The sequence below is a fragment of the Glutamicibacter sp. 2E12 genome, from assembly GCF_050030965.1.
In the GTDB taxonomy this organism is placed as follows: Bacteria; Actinomycetota; Actinomycetes; order Actinomycetales; family Micrococcaceae; genus Glutamicibacter.
The window spans coordinates 934,168-946,431 of record NZ_CP188297.1; the positions used below are offsets into that span (position 1 = coordinate 934,168).

A 12,264-nucleotide genomic window follows, 5' to 3' on the forward strand; every position below is an offset into this window, starting at 1 on the left:
CGTGGGAGCAACAGGTCCGAGGCCGTGCGTGCGTTCGGGCGCTTTACAGGTGGGTAGGCGCAAACATCTTCAGCAGGGTCCGGACCACAATGACATTGGGGCCATCTGCTTCCAAGGCGTCGGCGAGCGCCGAACCGATGCCTTCGGGATCGACCGCTTGGGCGGGGATGCCAAAGGAATGCGCAAGGGCCACGAAGTCCGGCCGGGCCAGTTCGGTGGCGGTGGCTTTTCCGAAGGCTCCCTCCATGTACTCGCGCAGGATGCCATATCCCCCGTCGTCGACGATCAACCAGGTGACCGGCGCATGGTGCTGCTTGGCGGTGGCCAGTTCGGCAATGGAGTACATCGATGAACCGTCGCCGCTGACTGCCAGCACGCGCTGCTTGGAGCCGATGGCGCCACCGATCGCGGCGGGGAAGCCGAAGCCGAGGCCGCCTGCACCCTGCGCGGAATGGAATTCGCCCTCCTTGGCGTCCCAGCAGCTCCAGCCCCAGTAGGCAGCGATGGTCATATCCCAGAAGGTCTGCATGCCTGCCGGGACTGCGGCGCGTATATCCGCCATGAACTTCCGTTCCTTGCCAAGGTCCTGGGCATCCAGGCGCGCCTGCACCTTTGCCAGGGTCTGGGCCACCACCTGTTGCGGGGTGCTTCCGTGCCATGATGCCTGGGCCTTGAAGCCCGTCTCGCGCATTTCCTCGTCCAGGAATTTCAAGGCTTCACGAGCATCGGCGCGGATACCCAGGGCCGGGGTGTTGGACTCGAGCACGCGCGGCTCAGCATCAATCTGGATCATCTTGCCGCGGGGTTCGAGCGTGAAGTAGTTGCTGGTGACCTCGCCCAGGGCCGAACCGATCACCACCAGCACGTCGGCATCTTCCATGACGTCCGAGACATAGCGGTCTTCCGCCCACGACTGCAAGGACAGCTCATGGTTCCAGCCAAAGGCTCCGTTGCCGCCGGGGCTGCACAGCACCGGGGCCTGCAGTTTTTCGGCCACGGCCAGCAATTCAGCCTGCGCCCCCGCCCGGCGCACACCGCCGCCGGCGATGATGGCCGGGCGCTTGGCTTCGGCCAGCCAGCGCATGGCTTCGCGAATCAGCTCTTCGCGCGGGGGATGCTCGTAGGCTTCGGCCAGGGCATCCTGTACCGGTGGCACCATCACCGGGGCGAGCAGGACATCCTGCGGCACCTCAACCCACACCGGCCCCATCGGCACGGTAATGGCCCGGGCCCACGCGTCCTGGATCGCCGAGGGGATGCCCGATGCATGATGCACGGTCTGCTGGAACTTGGTGACGTTGGCGGCCGAGGCCTTCTGGTCATCGAGCTGATGCAGCATGCCCTTGCGGCGGGCTCCCAGGCCGTCCAGCGGAATCTGGCTGGCCACCACGACCATGGGCACGCCGGTGGCGTAGGCCTCCTGCAGACCCGCTAGCGAGGTCAGCGCGCCCGGGCCGGTGGAGAGGAACAGCACGCCCACTTCCCCGGTAGCGCGGGAGTAGCCATCGGCGGCGAAGGCGGAGTTGTTCTCCACTCGTGAGGAGATGAACTCCAAGCTTGAGCGCGAGAGGGCGTCGAAGAGTCCCAGGGCGTGCTGCCCGGGGATCCCGAATACGGTCTTGGCACCGAGCGCGGTGAGGGTCTCGATGACCAGATCGCCGCCGTTGCGTTGCGGTTGCTCGTTCATTAGCTACTCATCCCCTTGCTGGCGCGGAAGTCGCTGATCAGGCTGATCAAATCATAGGTGACATGCGAGGCGGCCACGCCGGTCAGCTCCGCATGGTCGTAGGCGGGGGCGACTTCGACAATATCCGCGCCGATGATGTTCAACCCGCGCAAACCGCGCAGGATTTCAAGCAGTTCACGGCTGGTGATGCCGCCGGCCTCCGGGGTTCCGGTACCCGGGGCGTGGGCTGGGTCCAGCACGTCGATGTCCACCGAGATGTACAGCGGGCGGTTGCCGATGCGGTCGCGCAGCTTGTGCACGATTTCGCGGACGCCCTGGTAGTAGACATCCGAGCTGGTGACGATGCCGAAGCCGAAGCGCTGGTCGTCTTCCAGGTCCTTCTTGCCATAGAGCGGACCGCGGGTGCCGACGTGGCAGATCGCCTCGGTATCCAGGATTCCCTCCTCGACCGCACGGCGGAACGGGGTGCCGTGGGTGTATTCGGCACCGAAGTAGGTGTCCCAGGTGTCCAGGTGCGCGTCGAAGTGCAGCATCGCTACCGGAGCACCGGCTCGTTGCGAGGCGGCACGCAGCAATGGCAGCGCGATGGTATGGTCTCCGCCCACGGTGACCAGGGTGGAGCCGTCACTGGTCAGCTCCAGTGCGTTGTGCTCGATGGTCTCAATAGCCTCGTTGATGTTGAACGGGTTGACCGCCATGTCCCCCGCGTCAGCCACCTGGCTCTGCGCAAACGGCGAGGTGTCGGTGGCTGGGTTGTAGGGGCGGATCAGGCGCGAGGATTCGCGCACGTGGTTGGCGCCAAAGCGGGCGCCGGGCCGGTAGGAGACACCGGTGTCGAAAGGCACGCCAACAATCTTGATGTCGGCCTTCTCCACCTGATCCAGTCGCGGCAGCCGGGCGTAGGTGCCACCACCTGCATAGCGTGGAATCACCGCGGCATTAATGGGTCCCAGATGCCCGTTTTCCTCGATGCGGATTTCCTTCATCGCAACTTCCTCCCCAGACATCCAAGAACGAAAGTCCAAGTTGTCTAATATGAAACTTCAGTTTTCCATTATGCTATTTTGTCTGCTGGGTCACGTCAAGATTCACTTATCGCGCAGCCCGGGAATCCAGGCAGAAATAGCCCATGCCACAACCCGCGAACGGGCTGCGGCATGGGCCGAAACTGCAGCAGGGCGATCAGCTGGCGACGCTGCGAATCTGCTGGGCAAGCACCTCTAATCCATCGCGCAGCAGTGCTTCGCCGATCACCAGCGGCGGCAGCAGGCGCAGCACATTGCCGTGCGTACCGCAGGTCAGGGTCAGCACCCCGGCTCGATGGCAGGCCTTGGAAACCGCCGCGGCTGCATCGGCGCGCGGCGCCAAGCTGCCCCGGTCGGCGAACTCGATAGCCAGCATGGCTCCGCGGCCGCGGACGTCGGCAACCACCGGGCTCTGCTGCATCAGTGGTTCAAGAACCTCGCGGGACACCCGCTCGATGAGCTGGGCGTTATCCAGAAGCATCCCATCCTCGAACTGCTCGAATACAGCCAGCGCCGCTTCGCAAGCCAGCGGGTTGCCAGCATAGGTGCCGCCCAGGCCGCCAGCGTGCGGGGCATTCATCAGCTCGGCGCGCCCAGTCACCGCGGACAGCGGAACTCCGTTGGCCAGGGCCTTGGCCGTGAGGATCAGGTCACCTGCCACGCCTTCGTGCTCCGAAGCGAATAGCTTCCCGGTGCGCCCCATGCCGGCCTGGATCTCGTCGATGACCAGCACAATACCGTGCTTGTCGGCCAGCTTGCGCAGCCCCGGGATGAACCCGGCCATCTGGACAACGAAACCTCCTTCGCCCTGAATCGGCTCGATCACCATCGCGGCGAAAGTCTGGGGGCCGTAGTCCATCAAGGTCTGCTCGACGGACGCCAGGACCGCTTCGACGGTGGCCGCTCCCCCAGAGGGCCGCAACGGGTTGGCCGAGGCGGCGCGCACGATATGCTCGGGCATCGGGCCGAAATTCATCTTGTACGGATTGATCTTGGCAGTCATGCCCATGGTCAGCAGCGAACGGCCGTGGTAGGCCTCGTCGAAGACCAGCACGTTAGCGCGTCCGGTGGCAGCACGGGCGATCTTGACCGCGTTCTCCACGGCCTCGGCCCCGGTGGAGAACAGCGCTGTGCGCTTCTCGAACTCGCCGGGGGTGTGCTGGTTCAACCAGCTGCACACCTGGGTGAAGGATTCGTACTCGGTGACCATGAAGCAGGTATGGGTGAAGTCCGCCAGCTGCTTGGCCACGCGTTCGGCCACGCGGCGGTTCGCGGCACCCAGTGAAGTCACGGCAATCCCCGAGGCGAAGTCGATCAGGCGATTTCCGTCGACGTCTTCGATAATCCCGCCATCGGCGCGGCTGACGAAGACCGGCAAGGTGACGCCAAAACCGCTACTGACCTGTTGCACCCGCTGCTCATGGAGGGCCGCAGAGCGCGGGCCGGGGATGCTGGTGGCAAGGTGCCTGGTCTGGGACAAGGTTGGGGCGTCGGTGGAAGCAAGGGTTTCAGTCATGGCTCAAGCCTAGAAATCCCCGTGACACGCGTCATTGGTCATTGCATCCAAGTCCAGCATCTTTCTTGGATAATTTACCCAATGATTACGCTTTTGCAGCTGGGCGCGGAGTTGGGCACCGAGTTCTTCCCTGCCAGCACCGGAACCTTCCGTGCCCAGCCGGTCAGCGGGGTGCATGTCTCTGAGTTGGAAGATCCCACCACCTATCTGGACGGCGGCGAGCTGCTGCTGACCACCGGCATGCCATTCGCCGCGAGCGAGGAAGCTTCCCGCGCATACATGCGCCGGCTGCAGGACAAAAAAGTCTGCGCCCTGGGGCTGGGGCTGGGTCCATGGCTTCGCACGGTGCCCGAGCACGTCATCGCCGCCTGCGACGCTGCCGGCATAGAGCTGGGGATCGTCCCGGACCAGGTGCCCTTCCAGAACATTTCACGGGCATACTGGCGCCTGGCCTCACGTGATCAGGCTTCGAACCTGATGGGTTCCTTGGGCACGCAGACTGCCTTGGCGCGTGCCGCCGTACGCCCGGATGCCATCAATGCAGTCGTGCGGGGCTTGGCTGAGGCAGTGAACGGCTGGGCCGCCTATCTTTCCGTCGATTCCCGGCCGGCGGCCTGCTACCCGGCATCCGCCGAAGCGTTCCTGGGCGAACTCCGCCACGAGTCCATGCGCTTTCGGCGCAATGGCATGCCCTCGGCGTCCACCTTCGAGGTCCAGGGCCACGAAGTTGCGCTCTATCCCATCCTGTCCGGAACCACGATCCACGGATATCTCGGAGTTTCCGCCGGGCGCAGGCCGACCAAGGCCGACCGGCAGATCATCATGACGGCCTGCACGTTGCTCTCCTTGCGCGCCAGGCAACGGGAATTGGCTGCCAGCACGAATAACGCGCTCAGCTCGGCCACCGCAAAATTGTTGCTGCATGGCCAGCCCGAGGCGGCACGCCTGGTCGGGGAAGAAGCCGGATTGGGCAGAATACCTGTTCGTGTGCGAATCCTGCTGTACCGGGCAGGTGCCGATACCGATGCAGCAACCGCACTTCATGCGCTGCCCTCGCTGGCGCGCCCCGCCGCCTTGCCCGATGTCGCCGCAGCGGTACGCGAGTGCCAGCTTCACTATGAGGACGGCGCCGAACATTATTTGATACTTCCCGAACCCGCAGACAGTTCCGGCAATGGCGAGGCAGTGGCACCGCAGGCTGCAACCGCAACGGGCCCGATGGCGTGCGGGCGATTTGATTCCCCCGCACCCGAAGTCCACGCCGTACTCTCCCAACCATTGAACTTGGCCGAGATCCCTGCCAATTTGCCTGCCCTGCGCCAAACGCTGGACGCTGTCCCGTTCGGGACCATGGCCTGCGGCGCCCCGGGCTTCGATGCCAGCGCAGAGACCTGGGTCAAGGCCCTCGCAGCGTACGCGCGCGCCGATCTGCTCTCCGCGGTCACCTCCTACCTGCGCCATCGCGGCCATTGGGAAGAAGCCTCCCGCGAATTGGGCATCCACCGAAATTCCTTGCGCCACCGCATCACCGTGGCCCAGGAATTGCTTGGCGCCAATCTCGATGATCCGGATGCCGCCGCCTCGCTCTGGCTGGCCCTGCGCCGGGCACAGAAATAGGCACGCCGCAGTCTCTGCAATAGCCAGATCCCGCGGCGTGCCCCAGGTGCAGCCGTCAGCCCTTGAGCCGAGTCCGGCTATCGTGCGGCGCACTGGCGCGTCGCGTTGCTGCGGCGTCCGGGCCGGTGGCACCGAGCTTGGCTTGCTGGCGGATGCTCAGCTTCTGCAGCAATTCCTCTTCCGCGAATTCGCCCGGCGCAATCCCGCGTGGCACCCGCAGCAAGAAGGCCATGCCCAGGATCCACCAAGCGGCGAAGAGCAGCCACGGCTGCCACCCGATGGCCGCCGGCATTCCCGGAAGATACAGCGAAATCAGGCCGGCGCAGAAGACCACCGACAGTACGCCGATGACCTTGCCGCCGTTTCCCGCACCGCCCACGCGCAGCGGGCGTTGCATCTGCGGTTCGCGCTGGCGCAGAATCAAGAACGCCACGCCCACCAGCAGGTAGGCGATCACGATCGACGGCGAACCGGAATCCACCAACCATCCGAGCATGGCGGTGCCGAAGAATGGAGCCAGAATGGAGAGGCCGCCAATGAACAGCAGTGCATGGCTCGGTGTGCGGTGCTTCGGATGCAGGTAGGCAAACCAGCGTGGCAGCATCCCGGAACTGGCCATCGCGTACATCAGTCGCGAAGCACCCATCAGCAACGAATTCCACGAGGTGAGGATGCCGGCAATGCCGCCGGCGATCAGCACCTTTGACATGATTTCGGAATTGAACAGTGCCCCCATCGCGTCGGCAGTGGCAAGTTCGGATCCGGAAAGCGCCGAAGCGCCCATTCCCGAGGCGGTGGCCAGGATGATCCCCACATACCAGGCGGTGGCGATCAGCACCGAAATCACCACGTACTTGCCAATTTTTCGCGGGGCGATGTCGCATTCCTCGGCGGACTGCGGGATCACGTCGAAGCCGACGAACATGAACGGCACCACGATCATCACGCCGAAGAAGCCGGCCACCCCGTTTTCGAAGAATGGTTCCATATTCCTGCTCTCGCCCCCGGTGAATGCGCCAGCAAGCAGCATTGCGCCGATGACGAAGAGGAAGAGCACCACGAAGGTCTGCACTACACCGGCGGTCTTGATGCCCCGGATGTTAATCCAGGTGATCGCTATCGCACCGGCGACACCGACCAGCGCCCAAGTCAAGTAGACCTCTGAGCCAGCGATCTCCCATAATCTGATCTGCGAAAGCTCCGGGAAGAGATAGAGCACGGATTTGGGCAGTGCCACTGCTTCAAAGGCCACGATCGCAATGTAGCCGCCGACGATGGCCCACGAACCGGCAAAAGACCAGCGGGCGCCCATGGCGCGCAGCAAGTAGTTGTGCTCACCGCCTGCTTTCGGCATGGCCGCAACGAGTTCGGCATAGGTCAGGCCAACTACCGCCATGATGCCACCGCCAACCAGCATAGCCAGCGTGGCTCCCAGCGGACCGGCGGTGGTAATCCAGTCGCCGGTGAGCACGACCCAGCCAAAGCCGATCATCGCGCCAACGCCTATGGCCAAGGCATCCCAGCGGCCGAGGACCTTCTTGAGGCCTGGTTCTGCGGTGTGGTTCTTCGCGGTTTTTCCTGACATGGCAACCCCTTCTGGAAAGTTGATCAGGATCACACTATGCAAAATCGCGCCAAAGGGTATTGGATGTTTTGACTACATTTCAGGCTATTCCGCCCAAATCGGAAGGCTAGGCCTCACCGGAGCGCTTCTTGCTGGCTTTCACCAGCGCGCGATCGACCTCATGAATGCCCAGGCAGAAGCCTGCGGACATTACCAGCGATTTGATCGTCAGTTCAGAAAGGTCATCGGCTACGTACACCAGCTGGATCGGTCCGGCCAGGATGAGCAGGACACCGGTCCACAGCACATACACCCACGAGGTGCGCGCCTGCGCCATCAGCGGGAAGCGTGCACGTCGGCGAATCGTTCGCACGCCAATGGTGACAATGACGACGGCCAGAATCGCTGCGCCAATGAAGAAGAAATTGCGTTGGGTGCGGATCCAGGTCAAGGTGGTGCCAATAAGAACGCCGAAAAGTATCGAAGCCCACCAGCTGATACTGCGCAGTTGATCTTGCGCAGCGGTTGGTTCGCCTGTCCTCACGCCTCTCCCATCACTCATCGTTCCGAGCGCCCCGAAACAACGCATCGTTCCTAGAATACGCGGTTCATCTCCCCGCAGACGAACGCGCAGCCGCACCGCTCATGCCGTGCCCTGGCAGCAGGCGCATGGGCTTGGCGTCATGAGAGGATCAGCGTCCAGGTAACCACAGCTACCTCATCAGAATCGTTTTCCCAGCTATGCGGTTCACGCCCGGGGAAGGTTATCGTATCGCCTGCTTCGAGTTCTACGCGCTGATCTGGCAATACCAGGATGAATTTTCCCGCGATCACGTGCAGCACTTCCAGCTCGCAATCCACCGAATACAGTTCTGCTTCACCGGTGCCCTTGGGCGCAATCTCAGCGCGAATCATCTGCACCCGCTTCTCGCTGCGTGGCGTAACCAGCTGCTCCGTGATGCCGTCGCCGCCCAGGGAAACACGGGGAGCCTGCTCCAGGCGGACCAGTTTCGTTTCTGGAACCTCGAAGAGGGTACCTACTTCCATGCCCAGCACTTCGCACAACCGCAAAAGGGTCGAAACCGAAGGGCTGGTCAGGTCGCGCTCGACACGTGAGAGGAAACCTTTGGTCAGTCCGGATAGCTCGGCGACCTGGTCAATGGTCATGCGCTGGGTCTGGCGCACCCCGCGCAGCCTCGCACCGATGTTGATCGCAGCACCGGTTGGTTCAACTGGCAAGGTTTTCATCGTTTGGCTCCATCGACGTTTTTTGCAGCAACTACAACCGCAACCACTTTGGCTTCAAGGCCTGCGGGGCAAGTTTACCAATGGTAAACACACGGCGCCCCTACCGCGGACCCACCACGGTCACTAGACTCTGTCCATGGACAGCACCAAGGACAAGCTCTGCGGGTACCTGAACGACGCACGCGAGAATGCGATCTTCAAGGCAGAAGGCCTCGCCGAGCACCTGGCCCGCACCCCGCTCACCCCTACGGGCACCCATATCCTGGGTGTACTACACCATTTGGCGATCAATGAATACGAATATTTCGGCACCTGCCTCAAGCGCAAGGCCAATGACCGCTACGTTCGCGAGTTCATAGCTCCGCATGATCCCGACGCGGATTTCCTTCCGCCAGCAGACATGCGCGCGCAACAGCTGATCGGCCTCTATCGGAAAGCCATCGCCTTCGCCGATGAGGCCATCAGCACCCTGCCCCTGGTCAGCCCCGTAGAGGTACCGTGGTGGGGGCCAGCCGGGAATACCACATTGGATCACCTGCTCATCCATGCGCTCGCCGAGACCTCCCGCCATGCAGGGCATTTGGACATTATTCGCGAGCAGCTCGATGGCCGTGCTGGCTGGACCGCGCAACTGGATCTGCTGCCCGGCTACACCGCGGGGCAATGGGCCGAACAACGCGAGAAGCTGCAGCAACTGGCCAATGCCTTTGCCCCGGGCAGCTGAGCCGCAGTCATATTACGCATTCGGACTTCACCGCGCCCTGCCACCGGCGGTACCATCGGAAATGTTGCTTCACGAGACGCGGCGCCAAGCTCCGACTGGCCGCGCACCAACCCCAAGTTCATGGGTGGTTCGGATGAGGAAGCGGTCCGCGCATCAACAGGTGCACGGGCAAGAGCTCGCAAGAGAGTTGACGTCCCATGGCATATCCGATTCTGCCCGTCATCGACCGCCAGACCGGCCAAGTGCAGTTCAAGGCCGAAGGCCGCTGGCGCACCCGCTACGTTGCAGATCCGCTCAGGCTTGAACAGCTCATTGCCCGTTGCGCCCGCCGGCCGACCTATGATCCGGCCACTTCTGAATTGCAGCTGGTGCTGCCGGTAGCCGGAGATCCCGCGGGCAAGCGAATTGCTTTTAGCCTTGCCAAATTCCCAAGTGCAGGAGCCCTGACTAAACTGGGTGGTTGATCCGATCCACGGGTTTCATTGGAAAATCCATGTTCCAGGAGGGTCATCGTCGCGATGCCACAGCACCCAGAAACCGAACCTACCAAAGCGCAGATCCAGCGATGGCGCAAGTATCTCGCAGATGAAGTCGCCGAAGGCTCCATCTACCGGGCCCTCGCGGAAAAGAAAACCGGTCAAGAACGGCAAATCCTGCTGGGCCTTGCAGAGGCGGAAGCCCGCCACGAATCCCACTGGCGCGTCCTGCTCGGCGAGCATTTCAAGGAAGTCCGCCCGTCGCTGCGACGCACCATGCTGCGCTTCCTGGCATTGCATTTCGGTTCGGTCTTCGTGCTGGCCATGGCCCAGCGCTCCGAAAGCAGTTCGCCCTACCGCGACGACAAGGACGCCACCGCGCAGATGGCGGCCGACGAACAGGTCCACGAAGAGGTCGTCCGGGCGCTGGCTACAGCAGGCCGTGCGCGCCTTTCGGGCAACTTCCGCGCTGCGGTCTTCGGCGCCAACGACGGGCTGGTTTCCAACCTGGCGTTGATCATGGGTATCGGTGCGACCGGTGTTTCAGCGACCTTCGTGCTGTTCTCCGGTGTTGCCGGTTTGCTGGCCGGCGCACTGTCCATGGCAGCTGGCGAATACGTCTCGGTGCGTTCCCAGCGCGAGCTGCTGACCGCCTCGCGACCAACCCAGGTCACGCTAACCGCCGCCCCGAACCTCGATCTGGACGCCAACGAGCTGGTGCTGATCTACAAGGCCCGCGGAATGAGCGATGAAGATGCAGCGCACCGGGCCGCAGAACGCATGGGCCTGTTCACCTGCGATTGCAACCCCGACTTCTCGTTGAACCCGGAAGGCCGCGGCGAAGAACTCGAGAAGGAGCACCAGGAACTGGGGTCGGCCACCGGCGCGGCGGCCACCTCGTTCATCCTTTTCGCTTCCGGCGCGGTCGTGCCGATCCTGCCTTATATCCTTGGGCTCTCCGGCATGACCGCGATCCTCGTCTCGGTAGTCCTGGTAGGCGTGGCCCTGATGATCACCGGAGGGATCGTGGGACTGCTTTCCGGTGCCTCCCCGCTCAAGCGCGGCCTGCGCCAGCTAGCCATCGGCTGGGGCGCAGCGGCCATCACCTACTGCTTGGGCCTGATCTTCGACGTCAGCATCGGATAGCAGCCTGCTGCGATTCGAATGCCGGTACAGCTTTGGCTGTACCGGCATTTTCCATGCCGTGCTCTAGCTGTTCTCCGGCCGCCGGGTACGCCGGCGCAGGGTTTGCATGCTCTGGATGAACTCCATCGCTTCTTCGGCGGTTTCCACCAGAGCAATCTTCTGTTCCATGACACGGTCCTTGGCCAGGGCCTGAAGCAGCGGCCAAGCAGGCAGATCCCTCGTCCAATAGTCCTTGCCGATCAGCACCATCGGCACCACGCGAGCACCGGTAGCGTAGTAGTTTTCGCAGGCATCCTGGAAGATTTCCTGCACCGTGCCGGCGGCCCCGGGCAGAACTACCAGCCCGCCGTTGGACTGCTCCAGCAAAATCGCTTCACGAATGGAATTGGTGAAGAACTTGGCAATCTGGGTGGCAAACAGATTCGGCGGCTCGTGGCCGTAGAACCAGGTTGGCACGCCCAGGGACTGCCGCTGGCTCGGGAAACGCTCCTTGACCATCAGCGCAGTTCTCGCCCAGCCGGTGCGCTGATGGATCGCATCTGGCGCTTCGGCCAGCATCTGCAATGCCGTAGCGACATCTTCTTGCCCGTAATCGGCCAGCCACGCACCGGCGTTGGCGGCTTCCATTGCGCCGGGGCCTCCACCGGTGGCGACCGCGTAGCCGGCCCGGGTAATCATGCGCCCAAGCTCCAAAGCTTGCGCATACTGCGCAGTGCCCCGGCTCATCGCATGCCCGCCCATCACCCCGATAATCGGGGTTTCCTTGAACGTGCCCTCGTACACCGCCGAGACCAGCGCCTGGCCAATGTGGTGATCATGCAGGGTTCTTGCCAGCGCATTGCTATCGCTATCGGAATTCACCGCTGCATGCTGCTGGGAGTACGCGTAGATCTTCGCATCAGGCACTTGCTCGTAGGTCTGCGTCCGGATCCCCGAGTACAACTCATGCGGCGAATACAAGCCGCGAGCCACCGTCTCGAAGGGAAGCTCGTCCCCCGAGCTCATGCACAGCCCGCCAGTGGCTTGCACGATCTGCGATCCTTGCGCGGAATACTGGCAATCGATGAATAGCGCTTCGGAAAGATCCAAGGATTCCAGCACGGTATCCCGTTCGCGCAGATCAACACGGTGCACTCGCCAGCCTTTTCCGCGTGCGCGGTGGGAAGCCAGCGCTTCGGCTGCGAGACGGTCGAATTCAACGAGCGTCGTTATGTTCACTGCGCGTGCTGGAAGGTAGGGCCACACTTGGGACATGCGTCAA

Annotated in this window: 11 protein-coding genes and 1 riboswitch; of the genes, 4 read left to right on the top strand and 7 right to left on the bottom strand. The window is 63.0% G+C overall.

Annotated features, from left to right (window positions below; translation table 11 throughout):
• Nucleotides 1-43: 43 nt before the first annotated feature.
• The 3 genes from ACP3TE_RS04250 to ACP3TE_RS04260 form a co-directional block, all read right to left on the bottom strand.
• On the bottom strand, nt 44-1,687 hold the full coding sequence (locus ACP3TE_RS04250; protein WP_105657324.1) for a thiamine pyrophosphate-binding protein: 1,644 nt from the start codon (nt 1,685-1,687) through the stop codon (nt 44-46).
• Nucleotides 1,687-2,673, bottom strand: coding sequence for an agmatinase (speB, locus tag ACP3TE_RS04255; protein ID WP_426735481.1), 987 nt, complete (start codon nt 2,671-2,673; stop codon nt 1,687-1,689). Before speB ends, ACP3TE_RS04250 begins: the two co-directional genes overlap by 1 nt.
• 196 nt (nt 2,674-2,869) lie before the next feature.
• Nucleotides 2,870-4,228, bottom strand: a complete 1,359-nt coding sequence (locus tag ACP3TE_RS04260; protein WP_426735483.1) for an aminotransferase class III-fold pyridoxal phosphate-dependent enzyme — start codon at nt 4,226-4,228, stop codon at nt 2,870-2,872.
• A gap of 81 nt (nt 4,229-4,309) precedes the next feature.
• On the opposite strand from ACP3TE_RS04260, the gene ACP3TE_RS04265 reads away from it, so the two are divergent.
• Nucleotides 4,310-5,845 (top strand): PucR family transcriptional regulator, encoded by a 1,536-nt coding sequence (locus ACP3TE_RS04265; protein ID WP_400343644.1) that lies wholly within the window; start codon nt 4,310-4,312, stop codon nt 5,843-5,845.
• A 55-nt stretch (nt 5,846-5,900) separates the two neighbouring features.
• Here the strand turns inward: ACP3TE_RS04265 and ACP3TE_RS04270 are convergent, their stop codons facing one another.
• The 3 genes from ACP3TE_RS04270 to ACP3TE_RS04280 all read right to left on the bottom strand — a co-directional run bounded on the left by ACP3TE_RS04270 (nt 5,901) and on the right by ACP3TE_RS04280 (nt 8,657).
• Nucleotides 5,901-7,430, bottom strand: a complete 1,530-nt coding sequence (locus ACP3TE_RS04270) for an APC family permease (RefSeq protein ID WP_400343646.1) — start codon at nt 7,428-7,430, stop codon at nt 5,901-5,903.
• A 106-nt stretch (nt 7,431-7,536) separates the two neighbouring features.
• A complete protein-coding gene (locus ACP3TE_RS04275; protein WP_400343649.1) occupies nt 7,537-7,953 on the bottom strand; it encodes a hypothetical protein in 417 nt (138 codons plus the stop codon).
• A gap of 137 nt (nt 7,954-8,090) precedes the next feature.
• Nucleotides 8,091-8,657, bottom strand: coding sequence for a helix-turn-helix domain-containing protein (locus ACP3TE_RS04280; RefSeq protein ID WP_105661607.1), 567 nt, complete (start codon nt 8,655-8,657; stop codon nt 8,091-8,093).
• Between the two features lie 136 nt (nt 8,658-8,793).
• Here ACP3TE_RS04280 and ACP3TE_RS04285 point away from each other — a divergent pair, with 136 nt between their 5' ends.
• The 3 genes from ACP3TE_RS04285 (at nt 8,794) to ACP3TE_RS04295 (ending at nt 11,003) form a co-directional block, all read left to right on the top strand.
• Nucleotides 8,794-9,381, top strand: coding sequence for a DinB family protein (locus ACP3TE_RS04285; RefSeq protein ID WP_426735486.1), 588 nt, complete (start codon nt 8,794-8,796; stop codon nt 9,379-9,381).
• A gap of 67 nt (nt 9,382-9,448) precedes the next feature.
• Nucleotides 9,449-9,562: riboswitch (SAM riboswitch) on the top strand.
• 16 nt (nt 9,563-9,578) lie between these two features.
• Nucleotides 9,579-9,845 (top strand): hypothetical protein, encoded by a 267-nt coding sequence (locus ACP3TE_RS04290; protein ID WP_426735488.1) that lies wholly within the window; start codon nt 9,579-9,581, stop codon nt 9,843-9,845.
• Between the two features lie 54 nt (nt 9,846-9,899).
• Nucleotides 9,900-11,003 carry a VIT1/CCC1 transporter family protein gene (locus ACP3TE_RS04295; protein ID WP_105657316.1) on the top strand — a complete coding sequence of 368 codons (1,104 nt, stop codon included), beginning with the start codon at nt 9,900-9,902 and terminating at the stop codon, nt 11,001-11,003.
• A gap of 63 nt (nt 11,004-11,066) precedes the next feature.
• Here ACP3TE_RS04295 and ACP3TE_RS04300 read toward each other — a convergent pair whose 3' ends face one another.
• Entirely contained in the window at nt 11,067-12,257 is a 1,191-nt protein-coding gene (locus tag ACP3TE_RS04300; protein WP_133833223.1) for an LOG family protein, read from the bottom strand.
• Nucleotides 12,258-12,264 lie beyond the last annotated feature (7 nt).

What these genes read in the sequence shown, in the direction of transcription:
- ACP3TE_RS04290 (WP_426735488.1), top strand. Translation starts at nt 9,579, where the DNA reads ATGGCATATCCGATTCTGCCCGTCATCGACCGCCAGACCGGCCAAGTG.
- ACP3TE_RS04250 (WP_105657324.1), bottom strand. Translation starts at nt 1,687, where the DNA reads ATGAACGAGCAACCGCAACGCAACGGCGGCGATCTGGTCATCGAGACC.
- ACP3TE_RS04295 (WP_105657316.1), top strand. Translation starts at nt 9,900, where the DNA reads ATGCCACAGCACCCAGAAACCGAACCTACCAAAGCGCAGATCCAGCGA.
- ACP3TE_RS04300 (WP_133833223.1), bottom strand. Translation starts at nt 12,257, where the DNA reads ATGTCCCAAGTGTGGCCCTACCTTCCAGCACGCGCAGTGAACATAACG.
- ACP3TE_RS04260 (WP_426735483.1), bottom strand. Translation starts at nt 4,228, where the DNA reads ATGACTGAAACCCTTGCTTCCACCGACGCCCCAACCTTGTCCCAGACC.
- ACP3TE_RS04265 (WP_400343644.1), top strand. Translation starts at nt 4,310, where the DNA reads ATGATTACGCTTTTGCAGCTGGGCGCGGAGTTGGGCACCGAGTTCTTC.
- ACP3TE_RS04270 (WP_400343646.1), bottom strand. Translation starts at nt 7,430, where the DNA reads ATGTCAGGAAAAACCGCGAAGAACCACACCGCAGAACCAGGCCTCAAG.
- ACP3TE_RS04280 (WP_105661607.1), bottom strand. Translation starts at nt 8,657, where the DNA reads ATGAAAACCTTGCCAGTTGAACCAACCGGTGCTGCGATCAACATCGGT.
- ACP3TE_RS04285 (WP_426735486.1), top strand. Translation starts at nt 8,794, where the DNA reads ATGGACAGCACCAAGGACAAGCTCTGCGGGTACCTGAACGACGCACGC.
- speB (WP_426735481.1), bottom strand. Translation starts at nt 2,673, where the DNA reads ATGAAGGAAATCCGCATCGAGGAAAACGGGCATCTGGGACCCATTAAT.